Consider the following 19,733-nt stretch of genomic DNA (forward strand, 5'->3'; position numbering starts at 1 on the left):
AGCCCGACTCGAAAGAGTCGGGCTTTTTTACGTTTGTAATTCATACCCTTGCACAAGGCAACACCGCCGCCTCCCTCGGTACGCTGTGGATAACGATACTCACAGTTGCTGCCTGCCGCAAACATTCACTGGATGTTCGGTCAGGCTGAAGCCATTCATCACAGCGAGACAAGCTCGTCCCATCCCTCCTGACCGCCAGGGAGGGTGGGAGGGTCACTCGATGGGTATCATATTCTCAGTTTAGTGAGGTGACGCTCATTCATGAAAATGCACTCAACACTACAGCTTGCCGAAAAGCATAAAAAGTCATAGCGTTAGGTTGTAATAAAGCCGTCATTGCACCGTGCTTTAACTGGGCAATGACCATGATAAGGGCTGAGCCCGAGGGAGCATGTCTATGGACGACAATGACCGTAAACGCTTTATTCTGGATACCAACGTACTGCTGCACGAACCCCTCTCCATTTATTCCTTCAAGGAACATAACGTCGTTATACCCATGACGGTGCTCGAAGAGCTGGATCGCATCAAGGATCGGCAAAAAGATGTCAGCCGGGATGCGCGGGTGGCTATTCGGACGCTGGAGGGGATTTTTCACGATGCAACCCCGGAACAGATAGTGGCCGGGGTACCACTGGGTCTCAAGGATGACGAGGCTTCGGGCTCCATCGCCATCATCACCGACAGGCATCTGCCGGAAGGTTACGCGGTGTTTACCGATGACGAAGCCGATAACCGTATCATCAATACTGCTCTCTATCTGCAGAAACATACGGCGGAAGGGATGGCGGTACTGGTTACCAAAGATATCAATATGCGGCTCAAGGCCAAAGGGGCTGGCCTGCAATATGTGGAGGACTATCGTTCTGATCAGCTGGTTGATGATATCCGCTTGTTGTCGAAGGGGTTTTATCATCAGGAAAACAGCTTCTGGGACCGAGTGGGAGAGTGTGACAGCGAAACGCATGGCCGGGAAGTGATCCATACGGTGGCCGATGAATTATTACCGGGAACTTATATCAATCAGTATCTGATTGATGATACCAGCGACTTTGCCGGACGAGTGCTGGATAAGGCCGATGGCAAGGTTCGTTTTGTCGACCTGGGCTGGGAGCGGATGATGGGTCGCAAGGCCTGGGGCATTCATCCGAAGAATATCTATCAGGCCATGGCACTGGATGCGCTGCTTGATCCCAATATAGAAATGGTGATCCTGACCGGTCCTGCGGGCAGTGGTAAAACGTTGCTCGCCATGGCATCGGCACTGGAGATGATCATTGAAAAAGGTATTTACGATAAGGTGATAGTGACCCGTAATACGCCGGAAATTGCCGAAAGCATCGGCTTTCTGCCGGGTACCGAAGAAGAAAAAATGGCCCCCTGGCTGGCGGCCATCACCGACACGCTGGAGGTACTGCACAAGCAGGATGAGTGCATGGATGGCTCACTCAGCTACATCATGGGCAAGGCCAACATCCAGTTTAAATCGGTCAACTTCATGCGCGGACGCAGTATTCAGAATACCTTCGTGCTGCTGGATGAATGTCAGAACCTGACGGCCTCGCAACTGAAGACCATTATCACCCGCTGTGGTGAGGGAACCAAGCTGGTGTGCTCGGGCAATCTGGCCCAGATTGACTCTAACTATCTGACCCCGGTGACCTCCGGGCTGACCTATATTGTGGAACGCTTCAAGGATTTTGAAGGTAGTGCCAATGTGTACCTCAACGGCGTGGTTCGCAGCCGTCTGGCCTCTTTCGCGGAAGAAAACCTCTAAATGCAAATGTGAGGGGTGAAGCGTCAAACTTCATCCCTCATTGTTTCCCCGTCCAAGATAAGCCTTTAATTCTTTGGTTCGAGGAGCCGACAACAGCTCCCTGTTTCCGCTCTCTATGATGCGACCGTTATGAATAAAAGCGATATTGTCGGCGATTCTGGCGGCTTCGTCCGGATGGTGTGTCACCAGCAGGACGGTCAGCTGCAGTTGATCGGTTTGGGTGCGTAGCAGCTCCAGCAACTCGAAGCGCAAGGCCGGGTCAAGGGCGGAGAAGGGTTCATCCAGCAGTAACACCGGCTGTCGGCGAGCCAGACAACGAGCCAGTCCTACTCTTTGTTGCTGGCCACCCGACAGAGTCGATGGTTTACGGTGCAGCAAGGACTCTATCCCGACCTGGCGAGCCACCTGTTGTACCCTGGCCTGGTGCGCTGGCGTCAGACGTAACGAGGACGACAGGCCGATGGCGATATTCTGGTACACCGTCATATGCCAGAATAGATTGTTATCCTGGAATAGCGTGGTGATGGGGCGCTGGGCCGGTGACAGTGGCAGCAGCTCGAGACCATCGTACAACAGTTGTCCCGAGTCAATAGGGGTAAAGCCACCGACCATGGCCAGCAGGGTGGATTTTCCGGCCCCGCTGGGGCCAATAAGGGCGGTGATTTCTCCGGCTTCGGCCGATAGGGTAAAACACAACTCCTGCTCAGGGTAGCGGGAGCAGAGGTTATTCAGTTGTAGCATCTTTGCCTCCCAGCACACCTTCTATCAAGCCAAATAGTCCCAGACTCAGCAGTAACAACACCAGGGCTGTGGCGGCTGCATCTACCATCTGATAGTTGCCCAGCTGTTGATACAAGAGCCAGGGCAGGGTTTGCAGCGACTGGCTGCCGAACAGCGCGATGGCACTGAGATCGCCGAGCGATAACATCATCGCCAACGCCAGTGCCAATGCCACCGGCTTGCGCAACAGGGGCCACTCCACCAGCCTGATCCGAGCCAGCCCCTGAATCTCGAGGCTGGTACAGAGCCGGCCGTACTGGAGAGCGACTTTCTCCATCGGCAGCTGCAAGGCGCGCAGTCCATAAGGCAGTGCCATCAGGGCGTTGACTAGCAACACCAGTACCGGCCCCAGGGTGAAAATATCGGCTACATTGCGCAGCAAAATAAAGAGCCCGGTCGAGAGCACCACCGCCGGCAGCACCAGAATGACGGAGCCGGTAGCTTCCATCAGGGCGGCTCTTCGCCTGCGCTGCAACTGCAGCCGCAGGTAGCGGCTGCTGCTGAGCAACCCCAGGGTCAGCAATACCGATAGCAGTGCCGCACATCCGGCAATGATCACCGAGGTGAGGGTGGCTTGCCACAGCTGGAATGAATTCAGTGCAGCCCATAGCCGGGGATTGAGGCCGCTGCTGATGATGGCCAGCAAGGGCGGCAGAAAGAGTCCCAGGGCGAGGGTCAGGATAAAGGTGTCCCACAGGCGTGCTCCTATACGCTGTCGATCCGGACGAAGAGCGCGTTCGCTCCTGGTGTGCGGCTCCGGCGCCGTCCGGGTCAGTCTGTATTGCAGCAGCAGAAAACCGCTGCAGAACAGCAGTTGCAGCAAGGCGAGCATGCCGGCCAGCGGTAGATCGAAGTCGAAGCGCAGAGCCTGATAAATCGCCACTTCCAGGGTGGTGGATTTAGGGCCGCCGCCCAGGGCCATGACGGTGGCAAAACTGGTGAAACAGAGCATGAAGATCATGCTGGCCAGGGCCGGCAGCGTGCTTTTGATCACCGGCCACTCCAGCCAGCGGAACAGTTGCCAGCCATTGAATCCGAGCTGACTGGCCATACGCCATTGACTGGCCGGTATAGCCTCTATGCCTTGCAGCAGGATGCGGGCCGCCAGCGGCATATTGAAAAACACGTGAGCCAGCAGTATGCCGGTGAGGCCATAGAGATAACCCACAGACTCGAACCCCAGTGTCTGCAGCAGTTGGTTCACCCAGCCCTGACGGCCATGCACGGTAACGATTCCGAACACCACCAGGATCACCGGCAGCACCAGCGACAGCCCGAATAGCCGTAACAAGAGTCCACGACCCGGAAAATGGCGACGAGACAGGGCTTGTGCCAGCGGTATGGCCAGCAGCAGGCTCAGTAGGGTAGACAATAATGCCTGATAGAAGCTGAACCAGACCACATGGTGCAGGTAGCTGTCATGCAGTAGACGAGACAGGCTGCTCTGGCTGCCTTGCACCAGCAGGGCTGTTACAGGAGCCGCGGTCAGCAGCAGAATACCGAGCAGGCTCACGCTGCCCGGCAGCCACCAGTATTTGCGAGGCATCAGCGAGTGACGGCACCCAGCCACTGTCGAAGCCAGCCGCTGCGTTGGGTGGCAACCTGTTCGGCGCTAAAGACGAGGCTCTGCTCGGGGTTGACCAGGGTATCGAAGCTGGCGGGTAACGGCGTCTCGATCACCGGATACATCCAGTTACCGGTGGGAATCTCTTTCTGGAAGGCGGGGCTGAGCATGAACTGCATAAACTGTCTGGCCAGCTCCGGCTCTTTGCTGTTATTGACCATGGCCGCCACTTCCACCTGCAGGTAGTGCCCTTCTTCGAAACCGGCTGCCTGATACTGAGTCGTTTGCTCGGCCTCGATATGGTAGGCCGGCGACGTGGTATAGGAGAGTACCAGGTCCGCCTCGCCCTTGAGGAACATGCCGTAGGACTCACTCCAGCCCTTGGTCACCGACACGGTGCGTTCGGCCAGGTTCTGCCATACGGTGGGCGCCTCGTCGCCATACAGTTTCTGTACCCACAACATCAGGCCCTGGCCCGGCGTGCTGGTGCGGGGATCCTGATACAGCAGGCTCAGCTCCGGGCGTTCGAGCAATTCGGCGAAGCTTGTCGGTGGCTGCTTTAACTTGTCGGCGTTGTAGATAAAGGCGAAATAACCGTAGTCGTAGGGTAAGAAGGTGGTGTCTGTCCAGCCACCGGGCACCGTGATGCCGTCGAGTGACTGGCCATGTTCGGTCAGCAGGCCCGTGTCTTTGGCGGCCTGCAGCAGGTTGTTGTCGAGTCCCAGCACTATGTCGGCCTTGGTGTGACGGCCTTCCAGTCGTAACCGGTTAAGAATGGAGACGCCATCATCCAGCGCCACCAGTTCGAGTTGACAGACACATTCTGCCTCGAAGGCCTGCTTGATGGCGGGTCCGGGTCCCCAATCCGAGGCAAATGAGCTATAGGTATAAAGAGTCAGGGTGGGAGTTTGTGCTGCTACCTGGCTGGTAGCGAGCAGGGACAGGGCAATCAGGAACTTGTTCACAGGCCACTCCTTGTGGATGGGATAAGGCCGAGAGCTTGGATTCCTGCGCCGGCACGAGCCGGGGGCCATGCACGAGTATGAGCTCAGCGGCTGGCCGCACCCCGTTTTAGAATGGCCGCTATTGTAGGGTTATTCTTTTAGCTAAACCAGTATCTTATAAACCGTCTCTGATAAACCGGAGTCTTACAAGGAAGGTGAAGGATGATGCCTGCTCATGAGGAACAGCGTGTATTCAGCCGCATGCGACTGGATACCAAGGTGATTCTGGCTACGACCAGGGAAAGAGTGGAGGGGACTTGTCGCAACCTCAGTGCCGAAGGTGTCCTGATGGAGGTAGCAGCCGGTCAATGCGAGCAAGGACAGGAATGGCGACTGGTGCTGCCTTCTGCCGATTCTGGTGTGGAGCCCTTGATAGCGACCGCGAGCGTGATCCGGGTGGATGCCGGAGAGACAACGGATATGGTGGCGCTGGTATTGAGTGATGTGCATTGAATGGTCAGTCTAAGCAAGAACGCCGGCTTGCGCCGGCGTTGACAGGTATTGCTTTCGTAACCTATTACAGCCAGCTCGGCTGCTTGGCCTCATAGGCGTCGATCTGATCCTGATGCTGCAGGGTCAGTCCTATGTTGTCGAGACCGTTGAGCAGACAATAGCGGCGAAATTCGTCGATTTCGAACGAGAAGCTGAGCTCGCCGGCACGTACCTGCTGGGCTTCCAGATCTACTGTGATGTCGGCACCCTTGTTTGCGGTTACATAAGCAAACAGGGCGTCTACCTCGGCGTCGGTCAGCCGTACCGGCACCATGCCGTTGTTGATGGCGTTGCCGTAGAAGATGTCGGCAAAGCTCGGCGCTATTACCGCCTGTAAACCGAAGTCGGCCAGTGCCCAGGGCGCGTGTTCGCGGCTGGAGCCACAACCGAAGTTCTCCCGGGACAGCAGGATCACCGCCTTGTCATAAGGGGTCTGGTTCAGCACAAACTCCGGGTTGGGCTGCTCGCCCGCATCGTCGAGAAAGCGCGAGTCGTGAAACAGGTGCTTGCCGAAGCCGGACCGGGTGACCTTCTGCAGAAACTGCTTGGGGATGATCTGATCGGTATCCACGTTGGCCGCATCCAGAGGGGCGGCAATACCGGTTAATTTCTTGAATCCGCTCATGTAATACCCCTTATAATTCTCGAATGTCGACAAAGTGACCGAAGACGGCGGCGGCGGCGGCCATGGCCGGGCTCACCAGATGAGTGCGACCACCCCGGCCCTGACGGCCTTCGAAGTTGCGGTTGCTGGTGGCGGCACAGCGCTCGCCCGGCTCCAGTCGGTCGTTGTTCATTGCCAGACACATGGAACATCCCGGCAGACGCCATTCGAAGCCGGCTTCGGTGAAGATCTTGTCCAGACCTTCCGCTTCTGCCTGGGCTTTCACTTGCTGAGAGCCGGGTACCACCAATGCCTGTACACCGGAGGCGACCTTGCGGCCCTGGGCGATGGCGGCGGCGGCGCGCAAATCTTCGATGCGGCTATTGGTACAGGAACCGATGAACACCTTGTCGATGCTCACGTCGGTCAGCCTGGTGCCGCCTTGCAGTGCCATGTATTGCAGCGCCTTGACCGCAGACTGGCGCTCGGTAAGGTCGGCGATGTCTTCCGGCTTAGGGATAATGGCATTCACCGCCATCACCTGGCCCGGGTTGGTTCCCCAGGTGACCTGAGGGGCGATATCGGCGCCGTCCAGTTCGATCACGGCGTCGAATGCGGCGTCGTCGTCGGACTTCAGGGTCTGCCAGTAGGCGACGGCCTGATCCCAGTCGGTACCTTCGGGGGCGAAAGGCTTGCCCTTGAGGTAGTCGAAGGTGGTCTGGTCGGGCGCGACCAGGCCGGCCTTGGCACCCAGCTCGATGGCCATGTTACAGATGGTCATGCGCGCTTCCATCGACAGCGATTCGATGACGCCGCCGCAGAATTCCACCACATAACCGGTGCCGCCGGCGCTGCCGACCTTGCCGATGATGGCCAGCACCACGTCTTTGGCGCTGATGCCGGGGGTGAGCTCGCCGTTGACCTGGATCTTCATGGTTTTGGCCCGACCCTGCTTCAGGGTCTGGGTGGCCATAACGTGCTCCACTTCCGAGGTACCGATACCGAACGCCAGGGCGCCGAAGGCACCGTGGGTGGCGGTATGGGAGTCGCCGCAGACGATGGTGGTGCCCGGCAGGGTCAGGCCCAGCTCGGGACCGATCACGTGGACGATACCCTGGTACTTGTGATGCAGGTCATACAGGGGCACGCCGAACTCTTCGCAGTTCTTGGCCAGGGTTTCCATCTGGATGCGGGCCATTTCACCGGAGGCGGCGATGTCGTTGGTCTGGGTGGACACGTTATGGTCCATGGTGGCCCAGGTGCGGTCCGGGCGACGCAGCTTGCGGCCCTTTTCGCGCAGGCCGTCGAAGGCCTGGGGCGAGGTGACTTCGTGCACCAGGTGGCGGTCGATATAAAGCAGGGGCGTTTCGCCGGCTTCGTTGCGCACCAGGTGGGCATCAAATACTTTCTGATAGAGGGTGGTGGCCATTAGTTTGCTCTCCTGATACGGGCGGCGATCTGCTCACCCATCTGGGCGGTGGTCTGCACCGGATGTGCGGCGTCGGCACTGTAGAGGTCGCCACTGAAATAACCGGCGGCCAGGGTTTCGCTCACGGCGCGTTCTATGGCCCGAGCTGCTTCTTCCTGCTTGAAGCTGTAACGCAGCATCAGCGCGGCCGACAGTATCTGGGCTATGGGGTTGGCGATGCCCTGGCCGGCGATATCCGGGGCGGAGCCGCCGGCCGGCTCGTACAGGCCAAAGCCCTTGTCGTTCAGGCTGACCGACGGCAGCAGCCCCATGGAGCCGGTGATCATCGCCATTTCGTCGGAGATGATGTCGCCAAACAGGTTGGAGCACAGCATAACGTCGAACTGGGACGGATCCTTGATCAGCTGCATGGTGGCGTTATCGATATAGATGTGGTTTAGGGTCACATCCGGGTAGTCCTTGGCGACCTCGATGACCACCTCACGCCACAGGATAGAGGCCTGCAGTACGTTGGCCTTGTCGACCGAGGTAACGATGCCGCGACGACCGCGAGCGGCTTCGAACGCCAGACGGGCGATGCGCTCGATCTCGAAACGGTGATAGACCTCGGTGTCGAATGCCTTCTCGTTGGCGCCGGTGCCTTCGCGGCCCTTGGGTAGGCCGAAGTAGATGCCGCCGGTCAGTTCACGCATGCACACGATATCGAAACCGCGGGCGCTGATGTCGGCACGCAGCGGCGAAAAGCCTTCCAGACCCTGATAGATACGGGCCGGGCGCATGTTGCAGAACAGCTTGAAGTGTCCGCGCAGGGGTAGCAGGGCACCACGCTCCGGCTGCTCGTTGGGGGGCAGGTTTTCCCACTTGGGGCCGCCCACAGAGCCGAACAGTACCGCGTCGGCGGCTTCACAGCCGGCCAGGGTCGCCGCCGGCAGGGGAGTGCCGTGGTTGTCGATGGCGATACCACCCACATCATGCTGGCTCAGTTCCAGGCTGAAGCCGAACTCTGCCTGTACCTTGTCCAGAACCTTGAGGGCTTCTGCCATCACCTCGGGGCCGATGCCGTCTCCGGGCAATACGGCGACCTTGTAATTTGCACTCATACTCACACTGTCTCCATACGAATTTTCTTCTGAATTTCTTCTTTCTTTTCGGCAACCTGCTCGGCGCGCCAGATGCTGTTGATCACATGCACCAGCGCCTGGGCGGAAGATTCGACGATGTCGGTAGCCAGCCCCATACCGTGGAACTTGCGTTCCTTGTATTCGGCGACGATATCGACCTGGCCGAGGGCATCTTTGCCTTCACCCTTGCTCTTGAGTTCATACTTGTCGATGCGGATCTCGTAACCTGTCACGCGGTTGATGCACTGGTAGACCGCATCGACCGGGCCATTGCCGACGGCGGCCTCGTTGACGACTTCGCCGCCGACTTCCATACGTACACTGGCGGTGGACATGACATTGCTGCCGGACTGGACGCTCAGATACTTGAGCTTGAACTGCTCGGGTTCTTCGTGGATCTGGCTGAAGAACACCAGTGCCTCGAGGTCGTAGTCAAATACCTGCCCCTTGCGATCCGCCAATGCCAGAAAGCTGGAGTAGAGGCTGTCGAGATCGTAGTCCTGCTCGCCGTAGCCCATTTCGGCCATGCGGTGCTTGATCACGTGACGGCCGGAACGGGAGGTCAGGTTGAGCTGATTCTTGGGCAGGCCTATGCTTTCGGGGGTGATGATTTCGTAGGTATTCTTGTTCTTCAGCATACCGTCCTGGTGAATACCGGAGGAGTGTGCAAACGCATTGGCCCCGACGATGGCCTTGTTGGGCTGCACCGGCATGTTGCACAGGTTACGGACCAGTTGGCTGGTACGATAGATTTCCTGGCTCTTGATATTGGTGTGCACCCCGAGCAGTTCGCCCCGGGTTTTCATGACCATGGCTATCTCTTCGAGCGAGCAGTTTCCGGCCCGTTCGCCGATGCCGTTGATGGTGCATTCGATCTGGCGAGCGCCTTGCTGTACTGCGGCGATGGAGTTGGCCACCGACATGCCCAGGTCATCGTGGCAGTGTACCGAAATGACCGCCTTGTCGATGTTGGGCACCCGGTTGAACAGGGCCTGGATGATGCCACCGAATTCGCTCGGCACTGTATAACCCACGGTATCGGGAATATTGACGGTGGTGGCGCCGGCCTTGATCACCGCCTCTACCATGCGGCACAGGTTGTCGATGGGGGTGCGGCCGGCATCTTCACAGGAAAATTCCACATCGTCCGTGTAACCACGAGCATGCTTGACTGCGTCGACACTCATCTCCAGCACCGAATCGAAGTCTTTGCGCAGCTTGCTCTGCACATGAATGTCGGAGGTGGATATAAAGGTATGGATGCGGAACTGATCCGCCACCCGCAGCGCCTCGCCGGCGGCGTCGATATCCGCCTTGAGTGCGCGAGACAGGGCACAGACCCGGCTGTTCTTGATGTGACGGGCTATGGTCTGCACCGATTCGAAATCACCGGGTGATGAAATGGGGAAGCCGACTTCCATCACATCTACGCCCAAGCGTTCTAACGCATAGGCAATTTGTAATTTTTCCTTGACTGTCAGGCTGGCGGAAAGCGCCTGTTCGCCATCTCTCAAGGTAGTATCGAATATAATGACCTGGTTCGACATGTCGCTTTCCCTCTGTTGTTCCTTGCCGCCCGCGACAGATATAAAAAACCCGTGCGGATGGCACGGGTTTTAGTATGAATATATGTGGATGATGAATTCCAGCTACGCCCGACCCGTGCGCTTGAGCACCCCTGAGGTTAGTAGTAGTAGCTGAATATGTTTAGACATAGCACTCATCACCAGAAGAAGAATCCGTTAACAACACTATACCAATAACGGAAATCGATGATGGTGTCAATATTGGCAATATCCTAGCCAGGAGATCTCATTAGGGGGAATTTGGGGTATTTGGTTTTTTGTTGGATTTTTGTGTTGGTATTGTGGTTTTTTATTGGTTTTTAATTCTGCTTTATTTTGTTTTTGTGGATGTATGTAATTCGTGGCTGCAGGGTGCTTTATTTACGGGAAAATCCGTAATAAGGGTGTCATCGATTTGCGCGACCATTTTCGAGGCATATGGAGGCCGGTGGCTTGCAGCTATCAGCATCAGTCAGCGGTGCTGTTTCATTCTGCAGTCTGGCAGTAAGGGCTGGAGCATGGCACAAACCGTGATGTGGCCTGGCTTCAGGGTCGAAACTGGCCCCGTTTCTCTGATGTAGACCGTGTTATAAAGCGATGGGAGCTTTGCCCGGGCGTGGTCGGACGGCGCTTTTTATAAAGCTCGTAGACAAGCGATTTAAAGCAGGTTAAGGTGAATTTTGATCCTTTTTCTGCTTATTTGTATCCTGTCAGGCAGAAGTGTTTGTTTTATAAAGATAAAAAACTGCTTGTTTTGTCATGTTACGGCAGCCGGCCGAGTTGTCCTGACGGCGAAAGATGACAAAGTGAGCAGAGCAGAGCCTGGAGGGCTTATCATGGAGATGTTATCAGGCGCGGAAATGGTAGTGCGGGCGCTGGAAGATCAGGGAATCGAACATTTATTCGGTTATCCCGGCGGTTCAGTGCTTGATATCTATGACGCCTTGTTTGAAAACAGCAAGATTGAACACGTGCTGGTGCGCCATGAACAGGCAGCCGTGCACATGGCCGATGGTTACACCCGCGCCACCGGCAAGGTCGGTACCGTACTGGTAACCTCGGGCCCGGGAGCGACCAATTGCATTACCGGTATCGCCACCGCCTACATGGACTCCATTCCCATGGTGATCCTGTCCGGTCAGGTACCCACCTTCTATATCGGTGACGATGCCTTCCAGGAAACCGATATGATCGGTATCTCGCGGCCTATCGTGAAACACAGCTTCCTGTGCAAGAAGGCCTCGGATATCCCGGAGGCCATCAAGAAGGCCTATTATATTGCCGCCACCGGGCGTCCCGGGCCCGTGGTGGTGGATCTGCCCAAAGATGTGCAGAACCCGAAAGAAAAACATCCCTATGTGTACCCCAGCTCGGTGGAAATGCGTTCCTACAATCCGACCGGAGTAGGCCATAAAGGCCAGATCAAGAAGGCGATGAAAGCCCTGTCCGATGCCAGGCGCCCCGTGATGTACGTGGGGGGCGGTGCCGTGACCGCGGAAGCCAGCGCCCTGGTCATTCAGCTGGCCGAGCTGTTCAATCTGCCGGTGACCAATACCCTGATGGGGCTGGGCAGTATGCCCGGTACTCACAAGCAGTTTGTCGGTATGCTCGGTATGCATGGTACCTATGAAGCCAACAAGACCATGCACAACTCGGATCTGATCCTGGCTATCGGGGCCCGTTTTGACGACCGGGTAACCAACAACGTCGAGAAGTTCTGCCCCCATGCCACCATAGTGCATGTGGATGTGGACCCCACCTCCATCTCCAAGAACATCAAGACCCAGATTCCCATCGTCGGCTCGGCAGATACGGTGCTGGCGCAAATGCTGGAAGCCATTCGCGAGCTGGGCCTGAAAACAGATCCACAGGCGATGAGCGACTGGTGGGTCCAGATTGAGCAATGGCGCGCCCGCCAGTGTCTGCGTTATGAAACCAGTGATAAGTACATCAAGCCGCAGCAGGTCATCGAGTCGGTTTATCGCATCACCAAGGGTGAGGCCATGGTCAGCTCCGATGTGGGCCAGCACCAGATGTTTGCCGCGCTTTATTACCCATTCGACAAGCCACGTCAGTGGATCAACTCCGGTGGCCTCGGCACCATGGGCTTTGGCCTGCCGGCAGCCATGGGCGCGCAGATGGCGCGACCCGATGCGGTGTCGGTCTGCGTCACCGGTGATGGTTCCATTCAGATGAATATCCAGGAGCTGTCCACCTGTATGCAGTACAACATACCGGTGAAGATCATCTCCATGAACAATCACTCCCTGGGCATGGTGAAACAGTGGCAGAAGATGTTCTATGAAGGACGCGAGAGTCATTCCTACATGGATTCACTGCCCGACTTCGTCAAGCTGGCCGAGGCCTATGGTCATGTGGGAATCAGGGTCTCGGATCCGAAAGAACTGGATGCGGCACTGGAGAAATGTTTCTCCATGACCGACAAGCTGGTGTTTATGGATATTGTGATCGATCCGGAAGAGCATGTTTATCCCATGCAGATCAAGACCGGAGCCATGGATGAAATGTGGTTAAGCAAAACGGAGAGAACCTGATGCGGCGTATTATATCCCTGTTGCTGGAAAACGAGTCCGGGGCGCTGAGCCGGGTCGTGGGTCTGTTTTCCCAGCGGGCTTACAACATCGAGACCCTGACGGTGGCACCCACCGAGGATCCGACCCTGTCGCGGATGACCATAGTCACCACCGGTGATGAACGGGTCATCGAGCAGATCACCAAGCAGCTGAACAAGCTGGTGGATGTGCTCAAGGTGAGTGATCTGAGTGAAGGCGATCATATCGAGCGGGAAATCGTGCTGGTCAAGGTACGCGCCGATGGCGCCAACCGTGATGAAGTCAAACGCACCGCCGATATTTTCCGTGGCCAGATAGTCGATGTGACCCCACACCTGTATACGGTGCAGCTGGTCGGCACCAGCGAGAAGCTGGATGCCTTCATTCGCAACATGAGTGAAACGACGGAAGTGGTGGAAGTGGTACGCAGCGGCGTCTGCGGCGTGTCGCGCGGCGAGAAATCTCTGCGCGCCTGAGTACCTGCCGCTCTATATTGAAAATCGATGCCGAAAAACCGCCTGCGGGCGGTTTTTTATTGTCTGAAACAGGTCGTAGCCCGTCTGGGGCGCACTATGCTTGAGGCAGAGAGGTGATGATGCGCTACGGGTGGTTAGGGTGGTTGCTTTGGTTATGGCTGGCGCCGGTCCAGGCAGACAGCATGCGTTGTGATAATCGGTTGCTCACCGACGGTGATCCCGTTGCCCTGTTGTTGCTTTACTGTGGAGAGCCTCTGGTGCGGGAGACGGCATGGCGGCATTATCGCACTCATTACGGTCGCTGGTATCAGGAGTCGGACGGGGAGCGCTGGACCTACCATTTTGGCCGCTATCAGTTCATGCAAATCGTCACCATCAGAAAGGGAAAAATTGTCAGTATCGAAAATGGCCCCCGGGGCTGACCGGGTTCGAGGTTTAAATTCCGTTGCCAGCGCGAGCGAGCTCCCAGCTGGCCTCAAAAATTGTTGACATCTGCCATCAGCAGTTGAGAATCAGAGCCAGATGTTTGGTGGGTGGGAGCCAGAAATGCCAGCGGAAAGTGGGACGGCCCGTTCCCCGAAAAAAAGTGCAGCCAAAAGTACCCTCGGTCAGCAAGACCGGCAGTTGCTGGATTTATACGGCGGCCTGGTCGAAGGGCTGGCCGAGATGTTCGGCAAGCACTGTGAGGTGGTATTGCACTCGCTGGCAGACCCGGACAGTTCGGTCCTCAAGATTGCCAATGGCGGCCACAGCGGTTATCAGGTCGGCGCGCCACTGACCGAGCAGGTCCTTCGGCTGTTACCCGAGCTTGAACGTCAGGGAGAGGCACAAGGGCAGACCTGCTTTACCCAGAGCCGTCTCGGCACTCCGATGAAATCCTCGACTCAGGTTTTGCGTAATCTGCAGGGAGACGTCATCGGCCTCTTGTGCATCAACCTGCATCTGGGCGCTCCCTTTCACGAACTGATGGCCGATTTTCTGCCTAGGGTGGCTGAGCGGGCCGAAGTGTCGCCGGAAAACTTCAACAACAACGTGGAAGAGCTGGTGACCTTGACGGTGGAGCGGACCATAGACGCCATCAATGCCGATCCGGATGTGGCCAACAACGCCAAGAACAAGCAGATCGTCACCACCCTGTATGAAAAGGGGATTTTCGACATCAAGGATGCCATTGCCATGGTGTCGAGCAAGCTCAACATATCCAAACACACGGTTTATCTTTATATTCGACAAAAAAAACGCGATGACGAAGAACCATCGCATCAACAGGAGAACTCATGACTAAAACCATCATCGCTACCGACAAGGCTCCCGCCGCCATTGGTCCTTATGTTCAGGCTACCCGCATCGGCAATATGGTGTATACCTCTGGCCAGATACCGCTCGATCCGGTGAGCATGGATGTGGTTGAAGGCGGTATCGAAGCCCAAACCAAGCAGGTAATGGACAATCTGATGGCCGTATTGGCCGAAGCCGGTGCCGATGCATCCAGCGTGCTCAAAACCACCTGCTTCCTGTCCGACATGAACAACTTCCTTGCCTTCAACGAAGTCTATGCCAGCTATTTCACCCTGGGAGCACCGGCGCGCTCCTGTGTGGAAGTGGCCCGTCTGCCCAAAGACGTGCTGGTAGAGGTGGAAGCGGTTGCCTACGTCGAATAAGTCTTGTCCGGGGCGACCGTCGGTTGCCCCATCTTGTCCGGATCCCGTCATGAAATCAGCTTCCCTGCGTTTTGCGCTCCTGGTCACTGGCCCCTGTTACGGCACCCAGTCGGCGGCGGATGCCTATCGTTTTGCTCGTGCCCTGTTACAGAAGGGCCATGTGATCAGTCAGATATTTTTCTACCAGGAAGGTGTGCACAACGCCAGCCAGCTGGTACAGCCAGCTGGCGATGAAACGCATCTGCAGCAGGCCTGGGTCAATCTGGCCCTCGATCATGGGCTGACGCTGGATGTCTGTGTGGCGGCGGCATTGCGTCGGGGAGTCAGCGACAAGGACGCCGCCGCGCTGTCCGGGCTGGAACAGTGGAATCTGGCGGCTCCGTTCTGCTTGAGCGGGCTGGGCTCGCTGGCGCAGGCAGCGCTGAGTGCCGACAGAATGGTGCAGTTTTGAATTGTGGTAACTTAACGGATGCTTGCCGATGAACAAGGTCGCCTTTATTTTTCGAACGCCTCCTCATGGTTCGGCTTCCGGCCGGGAAGGGCTGGACGCGGTGCTGGCAACCTCTGCCCTGAATGAAGACATCGGCGTCTTCTTTATCGGCGACGGCGTCTATCAGCTACTGTCCGAACAGGAACCGTCTTTGGTACTGGGACGGCACTATGCACCCACCTTCGGTCTGCTTGAACTGTATGATGTAGGCAAGGTCTATATCAGTGCCGAGGCGCTGGCCGAGCGGGGGGTGCCGGCTGAACGGCTGTCCATCGATGCGTCGGTGCTGTCACAGCACGAGCTGCTGCGGCGGCTGGCGGATTACAATGTACGGCTGAATTTCTGAGGGCACTATGCTACATACGGTAAAGCACTCTCCCTTTGGCTATCAGAGCCTGGATCAGGCGCTGCAGCATATGCAGGGCCAGGATCGGCTTCTACTCTGGCAGGATGCGGTCATTGCCGCGACAGTGCCGGCCTGGCTGGTCCGGCTGCAACCACTGGCCGACACTGGTCGACTCTATGTGATGGAGGAAGACTTGCAGGCGCGTGGGCTGTTTCATGATGTAGGTGAGTCCATTACCATGGAAGGGCTGGTCGATTTGGTGGCCGAACTGGGCGGTTCCCAGGCCTGGTGACGAATTTTACACAAATCACCCGTCATAAATTGTATAAATCTTGACTCGCCAGCACGGCAAGCATAGAATTTTGCGTCCCCGCTTTTGGGGATAGATTTTTCACAACTGTAGAACGATACTTTTCAGGAGCTGTTAATGGCAACAATTAACCAGCTGGTTCGCAAGCCTCGCCAACAAGCCGTAGCTAAAAGCAACGTGCCGGCGCTGGAAGCTTGCCCGCAGAAACGCGGTGTATGTACCCGCGTATACACCACCACCCCGAAGAAGCCGAACTCCGCACTGCGTAAAGTGTGTCGTGTTCGTCTGACCAACGGTTTCGAAGTTAACTCCTACATCGGTGGTGAAGGCCACAACCTGCAGGAGCACTCCGTAGTGCTGATCCGTGGCGGTCGTGTTAAAGATTTGCCCGGTGTGCGTTATCACACCGTACGTGGCGCACTGGACACCTCAGGTGTTTCCGCTCGTCGTCAGGCCCGTTCCAAGTACGGTGCCAAGAAGCCCAAGTCTTAATGGTTCTCCGTTAAGTAAGGCCAAACATTTTATTTTTTAACCTGTTGTGTTTTGGGTTATCCCTGAAGTTACGGAGAGTTTGCAATGCCAAGACGTCGCGTAATCGGCCAGCGTAAAATCCTGCCGGATCCCAAGTTCGGATCCGAGCTGCTGGCAAAATTCGTAAACATCGTAATGGTAGATGGTAAGAAATCTACCTCCGAAAATATTGTTTACGGTGCTCTGGAAATCGTTGCTGACAAGACCAGCAAAGAGCATCTGGCGCTGTTCGAAGAAGCGCTGGACAACATTCGTCCTACTGTTGAAGTTAAATCGCGCCGTGTGGGTGGTTCTACCTACCAGGTGCCGGTTGAAGTACGCCCCGTGCGTCGTAATGCCCTGGCCATGCGCTGGTTGGTAGACGCCGCTCGTAAGCGTGGTGAAAAATCTATGGCTCAGCGTCTGGCTGGCGAGCTGCTGGATGCTGCTGAAAACAAAGGTTCTGCGGTTAAGAAGCGTGAAGACGTGCACCGTATGGCCGAAGCAAACAAAGCGTTTGCCCACTACCGCTGGTAATTGGATGGGTGCGGTATTGCCGCACCCGTTTGATTGCTTACTAAGGACAATCGACCTTAGCAAGAGGATATTATTGTGGCTCGTACAACTCCCATTGAGCGTTACCGTAACATTGGTATCAGCGCTCACATTGACGCCGGTAAAACGACAACCACCGAACGGGTGCTGTTTTATACCGGTGTAAGCCATAAAATCGGCGAAGTACATGATGGCGCTGCTACCATGGACTGGATGGAGCAGGAACAAGAGCGTGGTATCACCATTACCTCTGCCGCTACTACCTGTTTTTGGGATGGTATGGCGCATCAGTATCCACAGCACCGGATTAATATCATCGACACCCCCGGACACGTTGACTTCACCATTGAAGTAGAACGTTCCATGCGGGTGCTCGACGGTGCCGTTATGGTCTACTGTGCCGTTGGTGGCGTTCAGCCACAGTCTGAAACCGTATGGCGTCAGGCTAACAAGTATGCGGTGCCGCGTATTGCGTTCGTCAACAAGATGGATCGTACCGGCGCCAATTTCTTGCGGGTGGTTGAACAGATCAAGTCACGTCTGAAAGGCGTGGCAGTCCCCGTTCAGCTGCCAATCGGCGCAGAAGAACACTTCACCGGTGTTGTTGACCTCATCAAGATGAAGGCCATCAGCTGGAGTGAAGAAGACCACGGTACCACTTTTGTCTACGAAGACATTCCTGCCGAAATGCAGGAACTGGCTGACGAATGGCATCAGAATCTGGTTGAGGCTGCAGCCGAGGCCAATGAAGAGTTGATGGACAAGTACCTGGAAGGCGGCGAACTGTCGGAAGCAGAAATCAAAGCTGCTCTGCGCAGTCGCGTGCTGAACAGCGAAATCATCCTGGTCACCTGTGGCTCTGCGTTCAAGAACAAAGGCGTACAGGCGATGCTGGACGTGGTGATTGACTATCTGCCGTCGCCGGTAGAAGTTCACGCCATCAGCGGTCTGAAAGCAGATGGCGAAACGCCGGACACGCGTCCGGCCGACGATGCCGCTCCTTTCTCTGCGCTGGCGTTCAAGATTGCGACCGACCCTTTCGTGGGCAACCTGACCTTCTTCCGCGTGTACTCCGGTGTGGTTAACTCCGGTGATGCCGTGCTGAACTCGGTCAAGGGCAAGCGTGAGCGTTTTGGCCGCATCGTCCAGATGCATGCCAACAAGCGTGAAGAGATCAAATCCGTGTGTGCTGGCGACATTGCCGCTGCTATCGGTCTGAAAGACGTGACCACCGGTGACACCCTGTGTGCCCCGAACGCGCCTATCATTCTGGAGCGCATGGAGTTTCCGGAACCGGTTATCTCTGTGGCCGTTGAACCCAGAACCCAAGCCGACCAGGAAAAAATGGGTCTGGCGCTGGGTCGTCTGGCGCAGGAAGATCCGTCTTTCCGCGTATGGACCGACGAAGAATCGGGGCAGACCATCATCGCCGGTATGGGCGAGCTGCACCTGGACATCATCGTCGACCGTATGCGTCGTGAGTTCAAGGTAGAAGCCAATGTGGGTAAACCCATGGTGGCCTACCGTGAAAGCATCCGCGACAGTGTCGAACAGGAAGGCAAGTTCGTACGCCAGTCCGGAGGCCGTGGTCAGTTTGGTCATGTATGGATCAAGATCGAGCCGCAAGCAGAAGGTACCGGCTACATCTTCGAGAACGCCGTTGTCGGTGGTGTTATTCCCAAGGAATACATCCCGGCTGTAGACAAGGGCATTCAAGAACAGATGAAGCAAGGTGTTCTGGCGGGCTATCCGATCGAAGACATCAAGGTCACTCTGTACGATGGTTCTTATCACGATGTTGACTCTTCTGAAATGGCCTTTAAAATCGCCGGTTCTATGGCGTTTAAAGCGGGCTTCATGAAATGTAATCCCGTGCTGCTTGAACCTGTGATGAAGGTTGAAGTAGAGACGCCGGAAGAGTATATGGGTGATGTTATCGGTGACGTGAACCGTCGTCGTGGTATCATCGAAGGCATGGAAGATGGCCCCTCCGGCAAGGTTATTAATGCCGTGTTGCCGCTGTCTGAAATGTTCGGCTACGCTACAGACCTGCGTTCACAGTCGCAAGGTCGTGCTTCTTACTCCATGGAGTTTGCCAAGTACGCCGAAGTACCTGCCAGCATGGCTGAAGCGATTATTGCTCGTAAAGGTTAACTAATCTTTGTTTAAACTCCCCACCCTTACAAGGGGTGGGATCAAACTAGGAAGGACTAGTCCGTGTCTAAAGAAAAATTTGAACGTAACAAACCGCACGTAAACGTAGGTACTATCGGCCACGTTGACCACGGTAAAACCACTCTGACCGCTGCCATCACCAACGTGCTGGCCAAGCAGTTCGGCGGCGCCGCTCGCGCTTTCGACCAGATCGATAACGCTCCCGAAGAAAAAGCGCGTGGTATCACCATCGCTGCTTCTCACGTTGAGTACGACACCGAATCACGTCACTACGCACACGTTGACTGCCCCGGACACGCCG

Annotated in this window: 21 protein-coding genes; 14 read left to right on the forward strand and 7 right to left on the reverse strand. The window is 56.3% G+C overall.

Features of this window, described 5'->3' with window-relative positions; genetic code table 11:
- The first annotated feature begins 397 nt into the window (after positions 1 to 397).
- On the forward strand, positions 398 to 1,777 hold the full coding sequence (locus ACLEIV_RS16575; RefSeq protein ID WP_410457732.1) for a PhoH family protein: 1,380 nt from the start codon (positions 398 to 400) through the stop codon (positions 1,775 to 1,777).
- Between the two features lie 30 nt (positions 1,778 to 1,807).
- Here the strand turns inward: ACLEIV_RS16575 and thiQ are convergent, their stop codons facing one another.
- The 3 genes from thiQ to thiB are packed head-to-tail and all read right to left on the reverse strand — an operon-like array spanning position 1,808 to position 5,086.
- Positions 1,808 to 2,518 carry a thiamine ABC transporter ATP-binding protein gene (thiQ, locus tag ACLEIV_RS16580; protein WP_410457733.1) on the reverse strand — a complete coding sequence of 237 codons (711 nt, stop codon included), beginning with the start codon at positions 2,516 to 2,518 and terminating at the stop codon, positions 1,808 to 1,810.
- Positions 2,502 to 4,103, reverse strand: a complete 1,602-nt coding sequence (gene thiP / locus ACLEIV_RS16585; RefSeq protein ID WP_410457734.1) for a thiamine/thiamine pyrophosphate ABC transporter permease — start codon at positions 4,101 to 4,103, stop codon at positions 2,502 to 2,504. Before thiP ends, thiQ begins: the two co-directional genes overlap by 17 nt.
- Positions 4,103 to 5,086, reverse strand: coding sequence for a thiamine ABC transporter substrate binding subunit (gene thiB / locus ACLEIV_RS16590; RefSeq protein WP_410457735.1), 984 nt, complete (start codon positions 5,084 to 5,086; stop codon positions 4,103 to 4,105). Before thiB ends, thiP begins: the two co-directional genes overlap by 1 nt.
- Positions 5,087 to 5,287: 201 nt before the next feature.
- Here thiB and ACLEIV_RS16595 point away from each other — a divergent pair, with 201 nt between their 5' ends.
- Complete coding sequence (locus tag ACLEIV_RS16595; protein WP_410457736.1) at positions 5,288 to 5,578, forward strand: PilZ domain-containing protein; 291 nt, start codon at positions 5,288 to 5,290, stop codon at positions 5,576 to 5,578.
- 64 nt (positions 5,579 to 5,642) lie between these two features.
- On the opposite strand, the gene leuD is transcribed toward ACLEIV_RS16595, so the two are convergent.
- The 4 genes from leuD to leuA are packed head-to-tail and all read right to left on the reverse strand — an operon-like array spanning position 5,643 to position 10,318.
- Entirely contained in the window at positions 5,643 to 6,242 is a 600-nt protein-coding gene (gene leuD / locus ACLEIV_RS16600; RefSeq protein ID WP_410457737.1) for a 3-isopropylmalate dehydratase small subunit, read from the reverse strand.
- 10 nt (positions 6,243 to 6,252) lie between these two features.
- Positions 6,253 to 7,650 (reverse strand): 3-isopropylmalate dehydratase large subunit, encoded by a 1,398-nt coding sequence (gene leuC, locus ACLEIV_RS16605; protein WP_410457738.1) that lies wholly within the window; start codon positions 7,648 to 7,650, stop codon positions 6,253 to 6,255.
- Positions 7,650 to 8,750 carry a 3-isopropylmalate dehydrogenase gene (leuB, locus tag ACLEIV_RS16610; protein WP_410457751.1) on the reverse strand — a complete coding sequence of 367 codons (1,101 nt, stop codon included), beginning with the start codon at positions 8,748 to 8,750 and terminating at the stop codon, positions 7,650 to 7,652. The genes leuC and leuB overlap by 1 nt, the downstream gene beginning before the upstream one ends.
- A gap of 2 nt (positions 8,751 to 8,752) precedes the next feature.
- Positions 8,753 to 10,318: a 2-isopropylmalate synthase gene (gene leuA / locus ACLEIV_RS16615; protein ID WP_410457739.1), complete on the reverse strand. Its 1,566-nt coding sequence runs from the start codon at positions 10,316 to 10,318 to the stop codon at positions 8,753 to 8,755.
- Between the two features lie 854 nt (positions 10,319 to 11,172).
- Between leuA and ACLEIV_RS16620 the strand changes: the two genes are divergently transcribed.
- The 12 genes from ACLEIV_RS16620 to ACLEIV_RS16675 all read left to right on the forward strand — a co-directional run.
- The gene (locus ACLEIV_RS16620; RefSeq protein ID WP_410457740.1) at positions 11,173 to 12,891 is read left to right on the forward strand and encodes an acetolactate synthase 3 large subunit; all 1,719 of its coding nucleotides are present in this window, start codon (positions 11,173 to 11,175) and stop codon (positions 12,889 to 12,891) included.
- On the forward strand, positions 12,891 to 13,385 hold the full coding sequence (gene ilvN, locus ACLEIV_RS16625; RefSeq protein WP_410457741.1) for an acetolactate synthase small subunit: 495 nt from the start codon (positions 12,891 to 12,893) through the stop codon (positions 13,383 to 13,385). Before ACLEIV_RS16620 ends, ilvN begins: the two co-directional genes overlap by 1 nt.
- A gap of 182 nt (positions 13,386 to 13,567) precedes the next feature.
- Positions 13,568 to 13,807, forward strand: a complete 240-nt coding sequence (locus ACLEIV_RS16630) for a DUF2845 domain-containing protein (protein WP_410457742.1) — start codon at positions 13,568 to 13,570, stop codon at positions 13,805 to 13,807.
- A 124-nt stretch (positions 13,808 to 13,931) separates the two neighbouring features.
- Positions 13,932 to 14,666 (forward strand): helix-turn-helix transcriptional regulator, encoded by a 735-nt coding sequence (locus tag ACLEIV_RS16635; protein ID WP_410457743.1) that lies wholly within the window; start codon positions 13,932 to 13,934, stop codon positions 14,664 to 14,666.
- Positions 14,663 to 15,046 carry a RidA family protein gene (locus ACLEIV_RS16640; RefSeq protein ID WP_410457744.1) on the forward strand — a complete coding sequence of 128 codons (384 nt, stop codon included), beginning with the start codon at positions 14,663 to 14,665 and terminating at the stop codon, positions 15,044 to 15,046. Before ACLEIV_RS16635 ends, ACLEIV_RS16640 begins: the two co-directional genes overlap by 4 nt.
- A gap of 49 nt (positions 15,047 to 15,095) precedes the next feature.
- Complete coding sequence (gene tusD, locus ACLEIV_RS16645) at positions 15,096 to 15,497, forward strand: sulfurtransferase complex subunit TusD (protein WP_410457745.1); 402 nt, start codon at positions 15,096 to 15,098, stop codon at positions 15,495 to 15,497.
- A gap of 28 nt (positions 15,498 to 15,525) precedes the next feature.
- The gene (gene tusC, locus ACLEIV_RS16650) at positions 15,526 to 15,882 is read left to right on the forward strand and encodes a sulfurtransferase complex subunit TusC (protein ID WP_410457746.1); all 357 of its coding nucleotides are present in this window, start codon (positions 15,526 to 15,528) and stop codon (positions 15,880 to 15,882) included.
- A 7-nt stretch (positions 15,883 to 15,889) separates the two neighbouring features.
- Complete coding sequence (gene tusB / locus ACLEIV_RS16655) at positions 15,890 to 16,174, forward strand: sulfurtransferase complex subunit TusB (protein WP_410457747.1); 285 nt, start codon at positions 15,890 to 15,892, stop codon at positions 16,172 to 16,174.
- A 135-nt stretch (positions 16,175 to 16,309) separates the two neighbouring features.
- Complete coding sequence (gene rpsL / locus ACLEIV_RS16660; protein ID WP_071474210.1) at positions 16,310 to 16,684, forward strand: 30S ribosomal protein S12; 375 nt, start codon at positions 16,310 to 16,312, stop codon at positions 16,682 to 16,684.
- An 84-nt stretch (positions 16,685 to 16,768) separates the two neighbouring features.
- A complete protein-coding gene (gene rpsG, locus ACLEIV_RS16665; protein WP_410457748.1) occupies positions 16,769 to 17,239 on the forward strand; it encodes a 30S ribosomal protein S7 in 471 nt (156 codons plus the stop codon).
- Positions 17,240 to 17,314: 75 nt separating this feature from the next.
- Positions 17,315 to 19,411: an elongation factor G gene (fusA, locus tag ACLEIV_RS16670; RefSeq protein WP_410457749.1), complete on the forward strand. Its 2,097-nt coding sequence runs from the start codon at positions 17,315 to 17,317 to the stop codon at positions 19,409 to 19,411.
- A 63-nt stretch (positions 19,412 to 19,474) separates the two neighbouring features.
- Positions 19,475 to 19,733: GTP-binding protein (locus ACLEIV_RS16675; protein WP_410457750.1), on the forward strand; the 259-nt coding region annotated here is incomplete at its 3' end.

It is taken from the genome of Oceanisphaera submarina, from assembly GCF_046521305.1.
GTDB lineage: Bacteria > Pseudomonadota > Gammaproteobacteria > Enterobacterales > Aeromonadaceae > Oceanimonas > Oceanimonas submarina.